This window comes from Catenibacterium sp. AM22-6LB (genome assembly GCF_003435615.1).
Classification (GTDB): domain Bacteria; phylum Bacillota_I; class Bacilli_A; order Erysipelotrichales; family Coprobacillaceae; genus Catenibacterium; species Catenibacterium mitsuoka_A.
In genome coordinates this window covers 1138-23335 of sequence record NZ_QTUM01000027.1, presented here as the reverse complement: position 1 = coordinate 23335, position 22198 = coordinate 1138, and the positions used below count along the sequence as shown (strand labels likewise).

Here is a 22198-nt window from a genome sequence, read left to right as displayed (position 1 = left end):
TTACATTTGATGTAAAGAAGATTTTTTAATTACTTAGAAATAATTTCTACACCATCTTCTGTGACGAGAAGAGTATGTTCCCATTGTGCTGATAGTTTTCCATCATCTGTATAAACAGTCCAGTCATTATCAGTACCTAGATGGATATGACGTGTTCCCTGGTTAATCATTGGTTCAATCGTAAATACCATTCCAGGAACTATTAATACAGTCTTTTCTTTTGGTGTATAATGATATACATAAGGATCCTCATGCATGGCTTTTCCAATACCATGACCACAGAATTCTTCGACAACACTATATCCATTAGCATGGGCATGCTTTTCAATTGCTGTACCGATATCAGCAATAGTACTTTCCCAAGGCTTCACAGCCTTCATACCTTCTTCAAGACATTCTTTAGTTACTTTTACTAGACGCTGTGCTTCTTCTGATACATGACCTAGCATAAACATTCTTGAAGCATCTGCATAATAGCCATTTACTCCAGTTGTAGCATCTACATTAATGATATCTCCATCCTGAATTACATAATCTCCAGGAATACCATGACATACTTCATCATTGACAGAAGTACAGATACTCTTAGGATACCCTTCATAGTTTAAATCTGCAGAATAACCACCATGACTTGAAGTATAAGCCACAGCCATATCATCAATATCCTGTGTTGTCATACCAATCTGAATATGTTCTTCAATATAGTCTAATAATCCATTATTGACAACAGCTGCTCTTTTAATAGCTTCAATCTGTTTCTCATTCTTAATCATTTTATGATTAGGAATAAGATAACCATGTTTTTTATATTGTTTAAGCTTTTTATCAAAAGCTTCATGACAATCATGATAGTCTAACTGACTACCACACCAGCATTTTCTTTTCATTGCGTTACCTTCTTTCTTTACAAAGTATACACCATTTTTTTAAAAATTACATTGAAAGTTAGTTATATATAACAAGGAGTACACAAATGATTTATTATTTTACAGGAACAGGCAATAGTCGATATATTGCAAGAGAACTACATCAACAATTAAATGAAGATTATATAAGTATGAATACACTTATTAGAAATAATGATCATAGCTTACAGAATATCCAAGGAACATTGGTATTTGTCGTACCTACTTATGCATGGAGAATACCTCGTATTGTCGAAGAATGGATTCGTTTGACAGCTTTTAAGGATGTTGAAGAAGTCTATTTTGTGATGGATTGTGGGGGAAATATAGGCAATGCAGGTCATTATAATAGAAAACTATGTGAGAAGAAGGGGTTCAACTACAAAGGTACAATGGAAATCATTATGCCAGAAAACTATCTCGCAATGTTTGATACACCAGAAGATGATGAAGCCAAAAAGATTATTAAACAGGCAGATCCTGTAATTAAACAAGCAGTTTCCTGTATCCATCAGCATTTACCTTTTCCTAGTATGTCATTACAATTGAAAGACAAGTTCCAATCTTCTATTGTGAATACAGTTTTCTATCCACTTTTTGTGAAAGCAGCTGCTTTCTATAGTACGGATGAATGTATTGGATGTGGATTATGTGAGAAATTATGTCCGTTAAAAAATATACAAATAAAAGATCATCGTCCTGTATGGGTTAAGGAATGTACACATTGTATGGCATGTATTGCGAAATGTCCTAAAAAGGCGATAGAATATGGGAAGAAAAGCAAGGGAAAGAATAGATATTATATTGACTAGGTACAACTTGATAGTTTATCGCTTATTCAACTAGATAGTTATGTTATAATAGTAGAAAAGAAAGGAGTGTCCATATGAGAAAAGCTATACCTTTAGGAGTAGTAGATTATGAAACCTTAAAGAATCAGAATTATTTTTTTATCGATAAAAGTATGATGATTTATGATTTTTTAATGAGAAAAAGTACTGTCACTCTTATTACTCGACCTAGAAGGTTTGGAAAAACAATCAATATGTCAATGATGTCTTCATTTTTTGATATTACTAAAGATTCTAAAGAAATATTCAAAGATACAAAAATTGTTGAAACAGAGTATATATCAGAAATGAATCAATATCCTACAATCTTCATTTCGTTTGCGAATGCAAAAAATGATAAATGGAATGTTGTAAAGGAAATTAAATTACAACTGCGTAAAGAATATGATCGATATGCTCATGTATTTGAACAAAAAATGACTGTATTTGAACAAAATGAATATGAATCTCTTGTACAAGGCTTAATGACAAAAAATGATGGGATTCTAGATAATATTATCGATGCACTTTCTTTTTTGATGGAACGATTAGAGAAATACTACCACAAAAAAGTAATGGTATTCATAGATGAATATGACACACCTTTTATTGAAGCTCATGTTGGAGGATATTATGAAGAGTTGCGAGGAGGATTATCTTCTCTGCTTCATAATGCATTAAAGACATCTACGAGTCTACATTATGCAATGATGACTGGTATTCAAAGAGTTGCGAAAGAGAACATCTTCAGCGATTTGAACAATCTGGTTGTATGTACTGTAAAAGATCCAGAATATTCTCAATACTTTGGCTTTACAGAAGAAGAAACGAAGCAAACATTAGAATATTATGATTTATCACTCAATGATGAAGTGAAATCTATGTATGATGGATATCATTTTGGAGAACATGATATCTATAATCCATGGTCTATCTTGAATTATGCTTCTAGAAAAGTATTAGAGCCTTATTGGGTGAATACGAGCAGTAATACAATGATTAAAAAAGCAATATCAAGCAGTGATGAAGCTTTTGAGAGAGGATATGAGGAGCTTATTCGAAATGGTAAACTCGAAACCACTGTAAAAATGGATACGAGCTTTTTTGAAGTAAACAATACAGAAAACTTGTGGGGTCTTTTGGTTAATGCTGGATATCTAACATTACACAAAACAATATCTATTCAAGATAGCCTGTATATCATAAAAATTCCTAATCAAGAAGTTCAATTGGAATTTAGAAAGCTTACAGCCTATCACTTGAAAGCGACTGAAACAGATCTGACAGTACTATTCAATTCATTGAAATGTTGTCGAAAAGAAGATTTTGAAGACAGATATCGAAAGATTCTACTCACATTACCTTCTTATCATGATTTGAAAAATGAAAATAGTTATCATATGATGCTGCTTGGAATGTGTGCCTGGCTTTCTAATGAGTATGAAGTAATCAGTAATCGAGAAGTAGGAAAGGGAAGATGTGATATCATACTAAAATCCAAGAAAAGTCAAATATCATATATTCTAGAATTTAAATATACAAATGATAGTTCAGTTGATTTGAAACAACTTGCAAAATCAGCAATAGATCAAATTGACAGTAGAAGATATGATAGTGAATTAAGTGGAACAGTGATTCACATAGGACTAGCACATTATCAAAAAAATGTAGAAATTGAATGGCAATAAGAATATCGGATATTATTTCTGATATTCTTTTTTCTATGAAAAAGAGCTGTAACGCTCAAGAATTCGTTACAGTCTTTCACAAGTATTTTCCAATTTTACAATTCTTATTCTGCTTAATTTCTTCGACAGTTCCCGTCGCAATAATCTCTCCACCAAGTTGACCGCCCTCAGGACCCATATCAATAATGTAATCAGAATTTCTAATAACATCTAAGTCATGTTCAATCACAATAATAGTCGCTTTTTGATTAATTAATGTATCAAATACACGAAGTAGTGTTTCTACATCTAATGGATGTAATCCAATAGAAGGTTCATCAAAGATAAAGATGCTTCCATCTTGTACTTTTCCTATTTCTGATGCCAGTTTTAATCTTTGTGCTTCTCCACCAGATAAGGCAGGTGTTGCTTCACCAAGAGTCAAATAACCAATTCCTAAATCTACTAGAACCTGTAGTTTCTCTTTAATCTTCTTAATGTCTTTAAATACATCTAAAGCTTCTAATATAGTAAGAGACATCACATCCTTAATAGAATAACCATGGTACATTATAGAATCCACATCATTGCTGTAACGTGTTCCATCACAATGTTCACAAGTCATTTCTATATCTGGAAGAAACTGTATATCCATAGAAATAGTACCAGTACCTTCACATACAGGACATCTTAACTTACCTGTATTATAAGAAAAATCACCTGCACTATATTGATCACTTAATCTTCCATACAACCTTCTTAAATGATCAAATACACCAGAATAAGTTGCGACAGTACTTCTGACATTATTTCCAATAGGGGACGCATCAATCAAATCAACCTTATTGACCCATGATGCATCCAATTCTTTTACATGTTTAGGAAGTGTTTCTTGATTTAATGAAGCCTTTATAGCAGGATATAAAGATTCAAGAATCAATGTTGTCTTGCCACTTCCAGACATACCAGTAATTGTAGTAAGAACTCCTTTAGGAATAGAAATATCAAGTGGTTTGACAGTATGTATTGTATCTGTTTTAAGTCTTAAAAAGCCTTCATTAAAAATTTTTTTCTTATTTCTTACAAGAGCTTGATGTAAATCATTGAGATAAGGTCCAATGATAGAATTCTTATCCTGAATGATTTCATCAATAGTACCCTGACTAATTATAGAACCACCATTCTTACCTGCTTCAGGCCCTATTTCAATCATATAATCAGCTTCCTTAAGAATTCTTGTATCATGATCGACCAAAACAATAGAGTTCCCATCCTTGATCAACTCTTTCATAATCGCAATCAAGCCATCTACATTGGCTGGATGTAATCCAATAGAAGGTTCATCAAGAACATAAAGAACACCTGTTGTTCTATTTTTTACAGTACGTGCAAGCTGTACTCTTTGTAGTTCACCTGTTGATAGTGTAGAAGAAGCACGATCAAGAGTCAGATAACCGAGTCCTAAAGACAGCAATGCATTCGCATTAATCATGAATTCTTCAAGAATTGTAGAACCCATTTCTTTCACATCATCATTAAGGGTATTGATTACCTGTGGAAGCCATGCAGCTAAATTCTTTAAACTCATCGCACATACTTCAGTTAAAGTCTTACCACCTAGTAATGTAGAATTTGCACGTGTATTAATACGAGAGCCATGACAAGTCGGGCATGTCTCTTCCTTAAGGAATTTACTGACACGCTTCATATTCTTTTCATTCTTGACCTTCTTTAATGCGTTCAAGACAGTCGCTTTGGCACTATAGTAAGTAAAATCTAATTCTCCTGCTTCCACGCTCTCTTTATTCTTAGGACGATAGAAAATATGCTTTTTTACCATTGGTCCATCATATACAATATGCTTCTCTTCTTCTGTTAATTCTTCAAAAGGAACATCAGTACGCACACCCATCGCACGACAGACGTCTTTCATTAATGACCACATGAGTGTATTCCATGGTGCTACAGCTCCTTCATCAATAGTTAGATGAGGATCAGGAATCAAAGAATCGATATTAATTGTTTGTACAATACCAGTGCCCTGACAATCAGGACATGCGCCTTGTGAATTAAAGGCATACTCTTGAGCACTTAAGCCATTAAATCTTTCATGGCAGATTGGACACTCAATCATTTCACCTCTTGCTACATTTATACTCGCAGGTACTCTATGTCCGTTAGGACATAAATAATCTCCACAACGTGAAAATAATAAGCGAATAGAATTCAATAATTCTGTCTGTGTTCCAAAGGTAGAACGAATGCCAGGTATATTAGGTCTTTGATGTAATGCTAGAGTACTAGGAACATATTTAATAGAATCTACTTTGGCTTTTTCTCCTTGAGAGATTCGTCTTCTTGTATAAGTAGATAATGCTTCTAGATATCTTCTAGAACCTTCAGCATAGATGACTCCTAATGCTAAAGAAGACTTACCACTTCCTGATACACCAGAAATAGCTACAATCTTATTTAAAGGAATATCAACGTCAATATTCTTTAAATTATGTACCTTTGCGCCTCTTATTTCCATATGATCAATCATACAAAATCCTCCACATAATATAAAAAACTAGCTATCTCTAGCTAGTTCATCTTAATTAATGGTGCGGCCGATGAGATTTGAACTCACACAGACGTACGTCCACAAGTCCCTCAAACTTGCGTGTCTACCATTCCACCACGGCCGCAACTTTGTGCAACTAAGATTATACTTGAGTTGCACATGGAATTCAACTATTTTTTAAGAAGATTATAGAGAGACTGAGCGTAGATAGCAGCTGCAGTTAATAAATCATCTAATGAAATTAATTCATTTTCTTCATGCATATGATGGTTTTTACCAGGGAATTCACAACCAAAAGCAACACAGTTAGGCATTTCTTTTGCATAAGTTCCACCACCGATAGTCTGAGGACCATGTTCATGATCATTTGTGAACTGTACATATGATTCATGAAGCTTCTGAACTAATTCACTATTAGGATCCACATATAACGCAGGACCAATATCATGTTCTTCACTCAAGCCATACTTATTAACAGCTTCATCTACATTCTTAACAAGTTTATCATTGTCTGAGTCATGAGGAAGACGTAAATCAAGAGTTAATGAACCTTCATTATTTTCATAATTTAAGATACCAAGGTTAACAGTTAAAGCACCCATTTCACCAGTAAATGCGACATTGAACTTTTCACCTAAATAATCATTATATAAATATTCATCAACGAATTTTGCGTAGCTATTATCAGTCACACTTGCAATATAATGACATAAGTTACTTGCAGCATTATTACCTAACTGAGGCTGAGATGCATGGGCACTCTTACCTTTTAAGAATAAGTGTGTGTTACCATCTACAACTTCTAAAGAACCCTTGAAGTTATTTCCTTTTAAGAATGCATTATATGATTCTTCATAGTCAGTACCCTTTAATACAGCCTTAGCCTGATCTGGTACGATATTCACTACACGTCCTGAATGAATAGAGACTACCTTATCATCATCTGTTTTACCCTTGATGATGAAATGACAGTTACCTTTTTCACCATATACTACAGGGAAATCAGCATCTGGAGTAAATCCCATCTTTGGATATGGACGATGCTGGAAATAGTAATGCATACAGCGAGAACCATTTTCTTCATTACATCCAAAGATGATACGAACCTTCATCTTCTTTTCAAAATCAAGTTCATTCACAATCTTAGCAGCATAATAAGCAGCAATTAAAGGTCCCTTATCATCAGCAACACCACGACCATAGAGTGTATCTCCATCAAGAGTCATATCATATTCTGGATAATCCCATTCCTGACCTTCAGTAGGTACAACATCTAAGTGTCCAAGAATACCAAAACAGTCTTCTCCTTCACCAATATCAATAGAACCAGCATATCCATCACAATCATCAGTAACAAATCCATCTCTTTGACCAATAGAAAGCATTAAATCAAGCGCTTTACGGTTGTTTTCACCAAATGGCTGATTTTCTTTCGCAGTAGATTTATCAAGAGTTGAAGGGATTAGACATAAGTCCTTTAAATCTTTCAGCATTTCATCTTTATGCTTTAATACTTCTTCTTTAAAATCAATCATCTTATTCACCTCAGTGACTATTATATACAATTTCTGTAGTATTTGAAACACACATACTGCACCTTTTTGTAACGTTCGTTCAAGAGTTGTGCTAATATAGTAAAAAGGGGGCAAAATAATATGGAGAATAAGGACATACAGTTTCATATTACAGTCAAAGGTATTGTGATTTATGAAGGTAAGACATTAATCTTAAAACGTGTCAGACCTTCATCAGATGGACTTGGTTATTGGGAATTACCAGGTGGGGGATTAGAACATGGGGAAGATCCTCACCAGGCGTTAGTAAGAGAATTAAAGGAAGAAACAGGATTAGATATTGAAATCATTAAGCCAGTTTATACATTTACGGCTATTAGACCACATTATCAGACAGTGGGTATTGGTTTCTTGTGTATTCCTACAAATGATCAAGTTAAGATTTCATTTGAGCATACAGATTATAAGTTTGTGGATGAAGATGAATTAGAGAAGACACTTGACCCACATATCTTTAATGATATTAAGAAAACAATCGAAGAATATAACCAGATAAGAGAATACAATGAATTAAAAAGAGAAGCGAACTAACGCTTCTCTTATTTCATATAGATCTTTTCAACTTCACAGATATACATTGTATGGAAATCTTTATTAGAATAGTTCTTATCCACAAGTGTTTCATCTAAGAAACATTCAGGCTTGATAGTATCTTCATAGAGTTTTTTTCCCACAACGACAATGTCTGCTTCTTCAAATGTAGGAAGACCTTCAATAAATGTAGGTGTTAAATCAGTCTTCGCAATCTTATCTCCATCACGTCCAGATTCTCTACCTAATACTGTTAAATCTTTCATATGTTCTCCATTAAAGAATGAAAGAGTCATCTTATCATTAGAATCTATAAATTCCTTTGTATAACGCTGTGGTCTTACAAAACAAGTCATCACTGGCTTATTCCATAATGTACCCATCTCGCCCCATGAAATAGTCATAGTATTAAATGCGTCTTTATTACCTGCACTAAGTAGTGCCCATTCCTTATTCAATTTATTGAATATTTTTAAATCAAATGTATTTACATCTACTTCTTTAAACATAGTCATTACCTCCGTTTTTATATTATAAACTTATGCCACTATTTAATCAAATTTGTGCTTGTCAAACAATAGGTTATTTGATACACTACAACTGTATTATACGACTGACGGAAGTGGAATTAACCACATGGAGTATAATTTCTTGAAGAGCCGACCGTCTGGGCAACGTCCTGGACTTAGTAGGCTCTTTTTTTGTTTTTTTAAAAAAATGGAAGCATGCAGGTACTGGATTAGTATATAATTGTTTTGAAAGAAAATAACCTGAAAGAGAGGAAAAACAAAAAAATGTTAACAGACGTAGAAATTGCACAGAGTACAGTCATGGAGCCAATTAAAAATGTGGCTGAAAAGATTGGACTCACTGAAGATGATTTAGAATTATATGGTAAATATAAAGCAAAAATCTCTTTAGAAACTATCAAGAAAGTTGAAAATAATCCAGATGGTAAATTAATCCTTGTAACTGCAATCAACCCAACACCTGCAGGTGAAGGTAAGACAACTACAATGATTGGTTTATCACAGGCACTACATCAGTTAGGTAAGAAGTCTATAGTCGCAATGCGTGAACCAAGTTTAGGTCCTTGCTTTGGTATTAAAGGTGGTGCAGCTGGTGGAGGATATGCCCAGGTTGTTCCTATGGAAGATATCAACCTTCATTTTACAGGTGATATTCATGCCATCACTTCAGCAAATAACTTGATTGCGGCAATGCTTGATAACTCTATTCAGCAGGGTAACCCTTTGAATATCGATACTAGACAGATTGTATGGAAGAGAGTTGTTGACTTAAACGATCGTGCTTTAAGACATATTGTTGTTGGTTTAGGCGGTAAACCAAATGGTGTTCCTCGTGAAGATGGTTTTGATATTAGTGTGGCAAGTGAAGTAATGGGTATCTTATGTTTATCTACTTCTCTTGAAGATTTAAAAGCAAGAGCCGCAAGAATGATTGTTGCTTATAATTATGATGGTGAACCAGTCACAGTTGATGATATTCATGCAACTGGTGCTGTGACTTTATTATTAAAGGATGCTATCAAGCCTAACCTTGTACAGACTTTAGATCATACTCCAGTATTTGTACATGGTGGTCCATTTGCCAATATCGCTCATGGATGTAACTCAGTCATGGCTACAAAGCTTGCTATGAAACTTGGTGATTATGCCATTACTGAAGCAGGATTCGGTGCTGATTTAGGTGCTGAAAAGTTCTTAGATATCAAGTGTCGTCAGGCTGGATTAAATCCAGATGCAGTTGTCATTGTTGCGACTGTTCGTGCATTAAAGATGCATGGTGGTGTTAATAAGAAGGAATTAGGTATTGAAAACCTTGAAGCATTAAAGAAGGGTATTGGCAACTTAACTAAACATATTGAAAATATCAAGAAGTTTGGTTTACCTTGTATCGTTGCTATTAACGCTTTCCCTACAGATACAGAAGCTGAATTAAAGCTATTAGATGATATGTGTAAGGAATTAAATGTTGAAGTATCTATTTCTGAAGTATGGGCTAAGGGTGGCGAAGGAGGCATTGATCTTGCTAACAAGCTATTAAATATCCTTGAAACAGAAGAATCTCATTATGCACCTATCTATTCATTAGATATGCCTATTGATGAAAAGATCAAGACAATCGCCAAAGAAATCTATGGTGCAGATGATGTTGTCTTCACTAAAAAGGCAGCTAACAAGATCAAGAAGTTCACTGCTCAGGGCTTAGGTGATTTACCAATCTGTGTTGCGAAAACTCAGTATTCTTTATCAGATGATGCGACTTTACTTGGACGTCCTGAAGGATTCAAGGTAACAATCAATGACTTGATTCCAAATACTGGTTCTGGATTCTTAGTTGCTATTTCTGGAAATATTATGCGTATGCCAGGTTTACCAAAAGTACCAGCTGCTAATAATATGGATATTGATGAAGAAGGTAAGATTACTGGTTTATTCTAATAATTGAGGTCAAGTTTAGGTGAAAGGCCTCTGAGCACCTAGATCATGAAAGTCATAATGAAAATAATGGAGGACTGAAATGAAAGCTGCAGTAATTATGGGTTCTGCCTCTGATGAAGCAAAGGTAGAAAAAGGAATTGCTATATTAAAAGAATATGGCGTAGATGTTGAAGTACGTGCTTTATCTGCACACCGTGCACATCGTGCATTGAGTGAATTTGTAGAAGAATGCAACAACAATGGAACAGATGTTATTTTAACAGCTGCTGGTATGGCTGCTGCCTTACCTGGTGTCGTTGCTTCTATGACAGTGTTACCAGTTATTGGTATTCCAATTAAAGGTGCAAGTTTAGATGGAATGGATGCCTTATTATCAATTGTCCAGATGCCTTCTGGTATCCCAGTTGCAACAGTTGCAATTGATGGTGCTAAGAATGCTGCCTGGTTAGCACTTGAAATCATGGCAATCAAATATCCAAAATTAAGTGAAAAATTAAAGAACAACCGTCAGGCTATGGAAAAAGCCTGCTTAGATACAAATAACGAAATTTCAGAAAAATACAGATAAGAGGAGAAAACAACAATGGAAAAGAAAGAATTAATGTACGAAGGAAAAGCTAAGGAAATTTTTGCAACTGATAATGAAGATGTTATCTTAATGCATTATAAAGATGATGCAACTGCAGGTAATGGTGTAAAACATGATCAGTTTGCTGGTAAGGGTGTATTAAACCACACTATTTCAGGTATTATCTTTGATATGTTAGAAGAAGCTGGTATCAAGACTCATATGATTGAAAAGTTAAATGATACTGATGATTTAGTTAAGAAAGTAGAAATCTTCCCACTAGAAGTTATTGTACGTAATATTACAACAGGTTCTTTCTGTAAGAGACTTGGTGCTAAGGAAGGTGTTGTTTTAGCAGAACCAATTTTTGAAATTAGTTATAAGAATGATGAATATGGTGATCCATTAATCAATGAAGACCACGCTGTTGCTTTAGGTCTTTGCACTAGAGATGAATATAACACTATCAAATCTGAAACATTAAAGATCAACGAATTACTTAAGGCTTTCTTCTTAAGATTAAACTTAAAGCTAGTAGATTTCAAAGTCGAATTTGGTAAGACTAAAGAAGGCGAAATCGTATTAGCTGATGAAATCTCACCAGATTCTTGCCGTTTATGGGATGTAGATACTAATAAGAAGTATGACAAAGACGTATTCAGACAGGATATCGGAGATTTAATTGAAACTTATAAAGCAGTTCTTGCAAGAATGGAAAAATAATAGATAAAAGGATGAAGAAACATGGATTATAAAAAAGCTGGAGTAGACATTGAAGCAGGTTATAAGTCAGTAGAATTAATGAAGAAGCATGTTAAAGCGACTATGAGACCAGAAGTACTTGGTGGTATTGGTGGTTTTGCTGGTGCTTTTGATTTAAGCAAGATCAAGGATATGGAAGAACCAGTTCTTTTATCTGGTACTGATGGCTGTGGTACAAAGGTAAAACTTGCTTTTGTAATGGATAAACACGATACAATTGGTATTGATGCAGTTGCAATGTGTGTGAATGATATTGCTTGTTCAGGTGGAGAACCTCTATTCTTCCTTGATTACATTGCATGTGGTAAGAATTATCCTGAAAAGATTGCGACTATCGTTAAGGGTGTTGCTGAAGGATGTATTCAGTCTGAATGTGCCCTTGTTGGTGGTGAAACTGCAGAACATCCAGGTTTAATGCCTGTTGATGATTATGATTTAGCTGGTTTTGCAGTAGGTGTTGTAGATAAGAAAGATATTATTGATGGTTCTACAATCAAGCCTGGTGATGCTTTAGTTGGTATTGCATCTACTGGTGTACATAGTAATGGATTCTCTTTAGTACGTAGCGTATTTGAAATGACTAAAGAATCTTTAGATACTTATTATGATGAATTAGGTACTACTTTAGGTGAAGCATTAATTGCCCCTACTAAGATTTATGTAAAAGCATTAAAGAGCGTAAAGAATGCTGGCATCAAGGTTAAAGGATGCAGCCATATTACTGGTGGAGGATTCTATGAAAACCTTCCTAGAATGTTACCTGATGGTGTAAAGGCTGTTGTTAAGAAGGACAGCTATAAAGTACCTCCTATCTTTGGCTTAATTGCAAAAGCAGGAAACGTTGAAGAAAAGATGATGTACAACACATTCAATATGGGATTAGGTATGGTTCTTGCTGTTGATCCTGCAGATGTTGAAAAGACTATCGAAGCAATTAATGCTGCTGGCTATGAAAGCTATGAAGTAGGTTATATTGCTGAAGGTGAAAAGGGAGCAGAATTATGCTAAACATAGCTGTATGCGTATCTGGTGGTGGAACTGATCTTCAGTCCATCATCGATGCGTGTGAAGCCGGAAAAATCAATGGACAGATCCGTCTGGTTATTTCTAACCGTAAGAAGGCTTACGGTTTAGAAAGAGCCCGTCTTCATGGTATTCAGGCAGAATGGATCAAGGATGAAGATGAGATCTTAAAGAGATTTGAAGAAGAAAAGATTGATGTTGTTGTATTAGCAGGCTATCTTGCTATTGTTGGAGATAAGCTGCTTGAACAATATAAAAATCGTATTATTAATATTCATCCCTCACTTATTCCATCTTTCTGTGGCCCTGGATTCTATGGAATGCATGTCCATGAAGCTGTGTTTAAAAGAGGTGTGAAGGTGTCAGGTGCAACTGTTCATTTTGTTACTGGAGAAGTGGATGGTGGACCAATCATCTTACAAAGAGCAGTTGATATTTCAGATTTAGAGACGCCTGAAGATATTCAGGCACGTGTCTTAGAAATCGAACATGAAATCTTACCAGAAGCTGTTGCTTTATATTGTGAAGGACGTGTTTCTGTAGAAAACGAAAGGGTGAAGATCAGTTGAAAAGAGCGTTAGTATCAGTTACAAATAAAGAAGGTATTGTTGAATTTGCGAAAGGTCTTGAAGAATTAGGATTTGAAGTTGTTTCTACTGGTGGAACATATAAGAAACTATTAGAAGCAGGTGTAAAAGCTATTGAAATCGATGATGTGACAGGTTTCCCTGAAATTCTTGATGGAAGAGTTAAGACACTTCATCCAAAAGTACATGGTGGTATTCTATTTAGAAGAGATGTAGAAGAACATGTCAAGACTGTAGAAGAAATGGGTATTACACCTATTGATCTTGTTTGTTGTAATCTCTATGAGTTTGAAAAAGCGCTTAAGGCTGGTAAGCCAATGGCTGAAATGATTGAAAACATTGATATCGGTGGACCTTCAATGATCCGTTCTGCTGCTAAGAATTTCAAGGATGTATTGATTGTTACTGATCCAAAAGATTATGATGCTGTATTAGAAGCTATTAGAGAAGATAAGACTGATTTTGAATTCAGAATGAATCTTGCTTATAAGGCTTATAGCTTAACAGGCAGCTATGATGCAATGATTTCTCGTTATTTCGCTGATCAGGTACATGATGAATTCCCTGATATCTTAAACATTTCATTAAAGAAGACAGATCACTTGCGTTATGGTGAAAACTCTCAGCAGAGTGCAAATGCCTATGTTGATCCATATGTTCAGCATTCTTTATTAGATTATGAACAGTTACATGGTAAAGAAATTTCTTTCAATAACGTAAATGACTTATATGGTGCAGTTGCCTGCGTAAGAGAATTTGGTGATCAGTTAGTGACTGTTGCAATTAAGCATTCAACACCTTGTGGAGTTGCTATTGGTAAGACTGGTTATGAATCTTATAAGCGTGCTTATGAAGGTGATCCAACTTCTATCTTTGGTGGAATCATCGCTGTAAACTATAAGATTGATAAGGAAACTGCTTTAGAAATGAAGAAGACTTTCTTAGAAATCATTGCAGCACCTGATTTTGATGATGATGCTTTAGAAGTATTAGAAAAGAAGAAGAACTTACGTTTATTAAAGCTTAAGAATCTTGATGCACGTGATGCTAAGTATGATATTAAGTATCTTGAAGGTAAAGCACTTGTTCAGGAATTAAATACTAAGCTTATTGATGAAATGAAAGTAGTGACTAAAAAGCAGCCAACAGAAGCTGAATTATCTGATATGGAATTTGGTTTAAAGGTTGTTAAATATGTTAAGTCTAATGCAATTGTACTAGTGAAAGACGGATGTACTTTAGCTGTTGGTGGAGGACAGACTTCACGTATCTGGGCATTAGAAAATGCAATTCATAATAATCCTGATAAGGATTTCCATGGTGCTGTATTAGCAAGTGATGCTTTCTTCCCATTTAGTGATTGTGCACAGGTGGCTGATGAAGCAGGTATTAAGGCTATTGTACAGCCTGGTGGATCAGTTCGTGATCAGGAATCTATTGACTATTGTGATGAACATGATATGACAATGGTATTCAATGGTTATAGACATTTTAGACACTAAGGAGGCGCTATATGAAGGTTCTTGTTATTGGTAGTGGTGGAAGAGAACATGCAATTGCCTGGAAATTAAAACAGAGTAAACATGTTACTGAATTATATGCTATTCCTGGTAATCCTGGTATGGATGCTGTATGTATTCCAGGTAGTGTAGAAGATATGCCTTTTATCTTAAAGACTGTTGAAGAAAAGGGTATTGATTTAACTGTTATTGGTCCTGAAGTACCATTATGTATGGGACTTGCTGACTATTTAGAAGAAAGAGGACACAAAGTATTTGGTCCTAGAAAAGAATCAGCTATTCTTGAAGGTTCTAAAGCCTTCTCTAAGGATTTCATGAAAAAGCACAATATTCCTACTGCAAAGTATGAAGAAGTGACTGATTATGAATCAGCTGTTAAAGCATTAGATGCTTTTGATCTTCCTGTTGTTGTTAAGGCTGATGGCCTTGCAGCAGGTAAGGGTGTAGTCATCTGTGAAACTAAAGAACAGGCTAAAGAAGAACTTAAAGTGATGCTTGATGGCAGTGCTTTTGGTGATGCTGGTAAGAAGGTTGTTTTAGAAGAATTCTTAACTGGTTTTGAATGTTCTCTATTATGTTTTGTAGACCATGATACAATCGTACCTATGGTATCTGCAAAAGACCATAAACAGATTTATGATAATAATGAAGGTCCAAATACTGGTGGTATGGGTACTGTATCACCTAACCCATTCTTACCTGAAGGTATGGAAGGGACTTTCAAAGAAAAGATTCTTGACCCATTCATGAAAGGCTTACATGAAGATCATATGGATTATCGTGGGGTTGTCTTTATTGGATTAATGATCAAGGATCAGGATGTAAAAGTATTAGAATTCAATGTTCGTTTTGGTGATCCTGAAACTCAGGTTATCTTAATGAGACTTGAAAGTGATTTATATGAAGTGATGTATGGATGTGCTACAAATACATTAAAAGATGTAGATGTTAAGTGGAAAGATGAACAGGCAACATGTGTTGTTCTTGCAAGTGGAGGCTATCCTGGATCTTATGAAAAGGGTAAAGTCATTACTGGTTTAGATCATCTTCCAGAAGATATCGTTGTCTTCCATGCAGGTACTAAACGTAATGAAAACAATGAAATCGTCACAAATGGTGGACGTGTATTAAATGTTTGTGCATTAGGACATGACCTTGAAGAAACAAGAAAGAAAGTCTATGATGCAATTGAAAACATTCATTTTGATGGCATGTATATGCGTAAAGATATTGGCTTACATTAGGAGGATAACATGGCTAAAGTTTATCGCGTTTATGTAGAAAAAAGAAAAGAAAATGCGGTTGAAGCAGACTCTATCAAACATGATTTGATGACAAGACTTGGTTTAACTGACGTTTCTAACTTAACAGTTGTCAACCGTTATGATCTTCAGGGTATTACTGAAGAAGTATTAGAAGAAGGTATTCCTACTATTCTTTCTGAGCCAATGGTAGATGAAGTATATCGTGAAGAATATGCAATTCCAGAAGGAGCTGTAAGTTTTGCGATTGAATATCTTCCAGGACAGTATGATGCTAGAGCAGATGCCTGTGAACAGTGCTTCCAGTTATTAACTGGTGAAAAAGGCGTTAAGGTTAAATGTGCAAAGCTTATTGTAATCGAAGGTATTTCTAGTGATGAATTACCAGCAATTAAACATTATTTAATTAACCCTGTTGATTCTAGAGAAGCGTCTTTAGAAAAGCCAGCAGATTTAAATGATGCTGTTGTTGAAATTAAGAAGGTTCCAGTGATTGAAGGATTTATTGGTTTCACTGATGAAGAAGTTGAAGCATTACTTGAAAAGATGAGTCTTGCAATGAACTTCGATGACTTAAAAGTAACTCAGAATTATTTCAGAGATGTAGAAAAGAGAGATCCTACAGAAACTGAAATCAGAGTATTAGATACTTACTGGTCAGACCATTGTCGTCATACTACATTTGCGACAGTTATTACTGATATTGATATCGCAAGTGGTGCATTTAAAGAAATCTTAGAAAAAGATGTAGAAAAATATAAAGCAAGCCGTCATCTTATTTATGGTGTAGATACAAAGAGACCACTTACTTTAATGGATCTTGCAACTATTTCTATGAAAGAACTTAGAAAGCGTGGCTATTTGGATGATATGGAAGTATCTGAAGAAATCAATGCCTGCTCAGTTCGTTTAAAGGTTCATACAACTGATGGTGATGAAGATTGGTTATTAATGTTTAAGAATGAAACACATAACCATCCAACTGAAATTGAACCATTTGGTGGTGCTGCTACATGTTTAGGTGGTGCAATCCGTGACCCATTATCAGGTCGTGCTTATGTTTACCAGTCAATGCGTATTACTGGTGCAGGTGATCCTCGTCAGAAATTAGAAGATACACTTCCTGGTAAATTACCACAGAGAAAGATCTGTGAAGAAGCAGCTCATGGTTTCTCTTCTTATGGTAACCAGATTGGTTTAACAACTGGTTTTGTACATGAAGTATATGATCAGGGTTATGTTGCTAAGAGAATGGAATTAGGTGCTGTAGTTGCAGCCGCACCAGAAGAACAGGTTAAGAGATTAATTCCTGAAAATGGACAGATTGTCTTATTAATTGGTGGACGTACTGGTCGTGATGGTATCGGTGGTGCCACTGGTTCTTCTAAGAAACACGAATTAAAGACTACTGAAACTGCTGGTGCTGAAGTACAGAAAGGTAACCCAGTTGAAGAAAGAAAGATTCAGAGATTATTTAGAAATAAAGAATTCTCTAAGAAGATTGTAAGATGTAATGACTTTGGTGCTGGAGGTGTCAGCGTTGCAGTTGGTGAATTAGCACCTGGTCTTGATATTAACTTAGATGCAGTATTAAAGAAATATGAAGGTTTAAATGGTACTGAACTTGCAATTAGTGAATCACAGGAACGTATGGCTATTGTCATCAATGAATGTGATAAAGACTTCTGTATCCAGGCTGCTCATGATGAAAACCTTGAAGTTGTACAGGTGGCTACAGTTACAGATAAGAACCGTTTAACTATGAAATATATGGGAGATACTATTGTAGATATCTCTAGAGACTTCCTAGATGAAGCAGGAGCTAAACGTTATCAGGATATCCATGTAGAATTACCTGATTTTGATAAGGCACCATTCAATCCAGAAGCAAAAGAAAACTTTACTGAAACAACTAAAGAAGTATTATCACGTTTATCTACAGCTTCTCAGAAGGGCTTAGTAGAACGTTTTGACTCTTCTATCGGTAATGGTACTGTTCTTTCACCATTTGGTGGTAAGACTTACCGTACAGAAACTGAAGGTATGGCTGCATTAATTCCAGTATTAGGAAAAGAAACAACTACATGTTCATTAATGAGTTATGGTTATAGCCCACTTATTTCTGAATGGTCACCATATCATGGTGCAATCAATGCAGTTGTAGAATCTGTCGCAAAGATCATCGCAATGGGTGGTACATGGCATACAATCCGTTTCTCATTCCAGGAATTCTTTGAAAAGTTATTAAATGATCCTAAGAGATGGGGTAAACCATTTAGTGCATTACTAGGTGCTTATCGTGCTCAGGAAGAATTATTATTACCTTCAATTGGTGGTAAGGATTCTATGTCAGGTTCATTTGAAGACTTAGATGTTCCTCCAACTTTAGTATCATTTGCGATTACTGGTGGAGATGTACACAAAGTCATCACTCCTGAATTAAAAGAAGCAGGACATGTATTAGTAGAATTCATGCTTCCTAAAGATGAATTCCATGTATTTGATTTTGAAGCTTTAAGAAAACAGTTTGATGCTGTAGAAGCTTTAATTCAGTCTGGAAAGGCTTATTCAGCTTATACAGTTAAAGACGGTGGTTTAGTTGAAGCTGTTTATAAGATGGCATTTGGTAATGAAATTGGTGTAGCATTTGATGATGCTTTAACACTTAATGACTTAGTTGAAAAGAACTTTGGACATATCATTGTAGAAGTAGACAACGCAGAAGTTGTTGCAGGATATGAAAATGTTCGTATTATTGCTTCTACAAATGAAGAAAAGGCTGTATCATATAAGGGTGAGAAAGTGACACTTGATGATGCATATGAAATCAACTGTGCACCATTAGAATCTGTATATCCTACTACAGCAAAAGCACCTACTACAGAAGTACGTACTGGTGACTGCAGTGAAAGAGGCAAGATGTTTGCTTCTAAGAAGTATGATGAAGTCAATGTTGTTATTCCTGTATTCCCAGGAACTAACTGTGAATTTGATTCTAAACGTGCATTTGAAAAAGCAGGTGCAAAGGTTCAGCTTGTTCTTATTAGAAATAAGACAGAAGAAGATATTAAGAAGTCTGTTGATGAATTAGAAGAAGCAATCCATAATGCACAGATCATGATGCTACCAGGTGGTTTCTCAGCTGGTGATGAACCTGAAGGTTCAGGTAAGTTCATTGCAACTGTATTACGTAACCCAAGATTAAAGGCTGCAATCGATGATTTATTAGACAATCGTGAAGGCTTGATGATTGGTATCTGTAATGGATTCCAGGCATTAGTAAAACTTGGTTTACTTCCTCATGGACATATTAAGGATATGAGTAAAGATGATCCTACTCTAACATTCAATACAATTGGACGCCACTTATCTCAGATGGTGACTACAAGAGTATCTAGCGTGAAGTCTCCATGGCTTGCTAATGTAGAGTTAGGTGATGAACATATTATCCCTATTTCTCATGGTGAAGGACGTTTCGTTGCACCTAAGGAAGTGCTTGATCAGTTAATTGATAATGGTCAGGTAGCATTCCAGTATGTTGATCCAAATGGAAATGTGACTATGGAATCTCCATATAACCCTAATGGTTCTATGTATGGTATTGAAGGTATCGTTTCTGAAGATGGTAGAGTATTAGGTAAGATGGGTCATTCTGAACGTCAGGGTGAAAACAGAGACCTTAACATCTACGGTGAAATGGATCAGAAGTTATTTGAAGCCGGCGTGAAGTATTTTAAAGGAGAATAACGAATGGATAAATTAGAATTTGAAAGTATGACACTCTGTCCTCTAGATGGACGTTATGGCAAGATTAAAGATCAGTTAGCTGATTATTTCAGTGAATATGCACTTGTTAAGTATAGAGTGTTTGTAGAAATCCAGTGGTTGAAGTTCCAGTTGGATCACCTTCATACAGAAACTTTAGACAAGGTTGATCCTAACAAGGTAGATGATATTCTTGCGATTTCTAAGGATTTCAACTTTGATTCTTTCAAGAGAATTAAAGAAATCGAATCTGTTACAAGACATGATGTAAAGGCAGTAGAATATTTCATTGATGAAAAACTTAAAGCTTTAGGTTATGAACATTTAGAAAGTTATGTACACATCGGATGTACTTCTGAAGATATTAATAATACATCATATGCATGTATGATTAAACATGGCTTAAAGGATGTTTGGTTACCTGCAGCTAAAGAATTTGCTTCAATGATCAATAAATTAGCAGTAGATCATAAGGATGATGCAATGCTTGCACATACTCATGGACAGCCTGCTACACCTACAACTATTGGTAAAGAATTCAAAGTCTATGCTTATCGTTTCTTTTCTAGTATTGAAAACGTTGAAAATGTCAAGATTAAAGCAAAATTCAATGGGGCAACTGGTAACTACAGTGCTATCTTAACAGCCTTCCCTAACGAAGATTGGCCTACATTAAATAAGGAATTCGTAGAAGACTATTTAGGACTTACATTCAATCCATTAACTACTCAGATTGAATCTCATGACTATACTTGTCATATCTTAGATGGTATCCGTCATTTCAACAATGTATTGGCTGACTTAGATGTAGATATGTGGTTATATATCTCAATGGAATACTTTAAACAGATTCCTGTTAAGGGTGAAGTTGGCTCTTCAACTATGCCTCATAAGGTTAACCCAATCCGTTTTGAAAACTCTGAAGCAAACATTGATTTATCAAATAATCTATGTGTTGCATTATCTAACAAGCTTCCTAAGTCAAGAATGCAGAGAGACTTATCAGACTCTTCAAGTCAGCGTAACTTAGGATTATGCTTCGGATATTCATTACAGGCTATTTCTGAAACAACTGGTGGTTTAGCTAAGTGTGTTGTAAATAAAGAAAAGCTTGCAAAAGACTTAAATGAAAAATGGGAAGTTCTTGCAGAACCTATCCAGACAATGTTAAGAAAATATGGTGTACCAGATGCTTATGATACACTTAAGGCCTTAACTCGTGGTAAGAATATTTCTCAGGAAGATATTCAGGCATTCGCAAAGAGCTTAGAACAGTTAAGTGATGAAGATCGTCATACTTTATTAGATATGACACCTGCATCATACATTGGTTTAGCTTCCAAACTTTGTGATATCGAACTTTAATCATTAAGAGACAACCTCTATTGGGGTTGTCTTCTTTCTTTTTGTAGATAGGTTTGTTATAATGTTAAAAAGGTGGTGAGAATCTTGGGAGATACACGATATGTATTTGCAGAATGCATCAAACAATTGATGAATCATCAGTCTCTTGATAAGATCACAGTGACTGATATTGTGGAAATGAGTGGTAAGACTAGACAGACATTTTACCGTTATTTTCGTGATAAATATGATCTTGTGAACTGGTATTTTGAAATATTGGCGGATAAGTCTTTCTTACAGATTGGCAATAGTGAAACTTTAAGAGAAGGGCTTATTAAGAAATTTGAATTTATTTATCATGATAGAGTATTCTTTAAAGAGGCATTTAAATCTAAAGATTATAATAATGTAGAAAACTATGATTATAACTGTATCCTCACTTTCTATCAGAATATTATTAAGAGAAAACTAGGTAATAATATCCCATCAGATATAGAATTTTTATTAGAAATGTATTGTCATGGGTCTATTACTATGACTGTAGATTGGGCAACAGAAGGATATAAGCTGAAACCTGAAGAATTAGCTGATATGCTGATAGAAGCATTACCACCAAAGTTAGATGAACTACTAAGAGATCTGAAATAAGATCTCTTTTTTTAATTTAAATAAACTTTCGTGCAATATATTGCTACTTAGGAGAAAATAATGGACGGTATGTAAAGAACAGTGTTATAATTTAATTAACCAAAAAGAATTTCTTTGAGGAATTTTAAAAGAGGGATTGACAGTCATGTTTAAAACTTGCTACGCTTACGACAGACAGACA

Annotated in this window: 17 protein-coding genes, 1 tRNA gene and 1 riboswitch; of the genes, 13 read left to right on the top strand and 5 right to left on the bottom strand. The window is 35.0% G+C overall.

What is annotated here, in order from left to right; genetic code table 11:
* Positions 1–29: 29 nt before the first annotated feature.
* Entirely contained in the window at positions 30–887 is an 858-nt protein-coding gene (gene map, locus DW269_RS07200; RefSeq protein ID WP_117459162.1) for a type I methionyl aminopeptidase, read from the bottom strand.
* An 86-nt stretch (positions 888–973) separates the two neighbouring features.
* On the opposite strand from map, the gene DW269_RS07195 reads away from it, so the two are divergent.
* Both DW269_RS07195 and DW269_RS07190 read left to right on the top strand, forming a co-directional pair.
* Complete coding sequence (locus DW269_RS07195; protein WP_117459161.1) at positions 974–1717, top strand: EFR1 family ferrodoxin; 744 nt, start codon at positions 974–976, stop codon at positions 1715–1717.
* A 74-nt stretch (positions 1718–1791) separates the two neighbouring features.
* A complete protein-coding gene (locus tag DW269_RS07190) occupies positions 1792–3423 on the top strand; it encodes an AAA family ATPase (RefSeq protein ID WP_117459160.1) in 1632 nt (543 codons plus the stop codon).
* 76 nt (positions 3424–3499) lie between these two features.
* Here the strand turns inward: DW269_RS07190 and DW269_RS07185 are convergent, their stop codons facing one another.
* The 3 genes from DW269_RS07185 to pepV form a co-directional block, all read right to left on the bottom strand.
* Entirely contained in the window at positions 3500–5947 is a 2448-nt protein-coding gene (locus DW269_RS07185) for an excinuclease ABC subunit UvrA (RefSeq protein ID WP_117459159.1), read from the bottom strand.
* Between the two features lie 59 nt (positions 5948–6006).
* Positions 6007–6092: transfer RNA gene (locus DW269_RS07180), tRNA-Leu, on the bottom strand.
* A 46-nt stretch (positions 6093–6138) separates the two neighbouring features.
* Entirely contained in the window at positions 6139–7503 is a 1365-nt protein-coding gene (gene pepV / locus DW269_RS07175) for a dipeptidase PepV (RefSeq protein WP_117459158.1), read from the bottom strand.
* Positions 7504–7623: 120 nt separating this feature from the next.
* On the opposite strand from pepV, the gene DW269_RS07170 reads away from it, so the two are divergent.
* Positions 7624–8073, top strand: coding sequence for an NUDIX domain-containing protein (locus tag DW269_RS07170; RefSeq protein WP_117459157.1), 450 nt, complete (start codon positions 7624–7626; stop codon positions 8071–8073).
* Between the two features lie 8 nt (positions 8074–8081).
* Here DW269_RS07170 and DW269_RS07165 read toward each other — a convergent pair whose 3' ends face one another.
* A complete protein-coding gene (locus tag DW269_RS07165; protein ID WP_117459156.1) occupies positions 8082–8582 on the bottom strand; it encodes a flavin reductase in 501 nt (166 codons plus the stop codon).
* A gap of 90 nt (positions 8583–8672) precedes the next feature.
* Positions 8673–8753: riboswitch (ZMP/ZTP riboswitch) on the top strand.
* 114 nt (positions 8754–8867) lie between these two features.
* On the opposite strand from DW269_RS07165, the gene DW269_RS07160 reads away from it, so the two are divergent.
* From DW269_RS07160 to DW269_RS07115, 10 genes are all read left to right on the top strand, one after another.
* Positions 8868–10538, top strand: a complete 1671-nt coding sequence (locus tag DW269_RS07160) for a formate--tetrahydrofolate ligase (protein WP_117459155.1) — start codon at positions 8868–8870, stop codon at positions 10536–10538.
* Between the two features lie 79 nt (positions 10539–10617).
* Positions 10618–11106 carry a 5-(carboxyamino)imidazole ribonucleotide mutase gene (gene purE, locus DW269_RS07155; protein WP_117459154.1) on the top strand — a complete coding sequence of 163 codons (489 nt, stop codon included), beginning with the start codon at positions 10618–10620 and terminating at the stop codon, positions 11104–11106.
* Between the two features lie 15 nt (positions 11107–11121).
* Entirely contained in the window at positions 11122–11829 is a 708-nt protein-coding gene (gene purC, locus DW269_RS07150; RefSeq protein ID WP_117459153.1) for a phosphoribosylaminoimidazolesuccinocarboxamide synthase, read from the top strand.
* A 21-nt stretch (positions 11830–11850) separates the two neighbouring features.
* Complete coding sequence (gene purM, locus DW269_RS07145) at positions 11851–12876, top strand: phosphoribosylformylglycinamidine cyclo-ligase (RefSeq protein ID WP_022424499.1); 1026 nt, start codon at positions 11851–11853, stop codon at positions 12874–12876.
* Positions 12870–13460: a phosphoribosylglycinamide formyltransferase gene (purN, locus tag DW269_RS07140; RefSeq protein WP_117459152.1), complete on the top strand. Its 591-nt coding sequence runs from the start codon at positions 12870–12872 to the stop codon at positions 13458–13460. Before purM ends, purN begins: the two co-directional genes overlap by 7 nt.
* On the top strand, positions 13457–14980 hold the full coding sequence (purH, locus tag DW269_RS07135) for a bifunctional phosphoribosylaminoimidazolecarboxamide formyltransferase/IMP cyclohydrolase (RefSeq protein WP_117459151.1): 1524 nt from the start codon (positions 13457–13459) through the stop codon (positions 14978–14980). Before purN ends, purH begins: the two co-directional genes overlap by 4 nt.
* Before the next feature lie 11 nt (positions 14981–14991).
* Positions 14992–16242: a phosphoribosylamine--glycine ligase gene (gene purD / locus DW269_RS07130; protein WP_117459150.1), complete on the top strand. Its 1251-nt coding sequence runs from the start codon at positions 14992–14994 to the stop codon at positions 16240–16242.
* Between the two features lie 9 nt (positions 16243–16251).
* Positions 16252–20007, top strand: coding sequence for a phosphoribosylformylglycinamidine synthase (locus tag DW269_RS07125; protein ID WP_117459149.1), 3756 nt, complete (start codon positions 16252–16254; stop codon positions 20005–20007).
* Positions 20008–20010: 3 nt separating this feature from the next.
* Positions 20011–21390, top strand: coding sequence for an adenylosuccinate lyase (purB, locus tag DW269_RS07120; protein ID WP_117459148.1), 1380 nt, complete (start codon positions 20011–20013; stop codon positions 21388–21390).
* 84 nt (positions 21391–21474) lie between these two features.
* Entirely contained in the window at positions 21475–22017 is a 543-nt protein-coding gene (locus tag DW269_RS07115; RefSeq protein ID WP_233502460.1) for a TetR/AcrR family transcriptional regulator C-terminal domain-containing protein, read from the top strand.
* Positions 22018–22198: the final 181 nt, after the last annotated feature.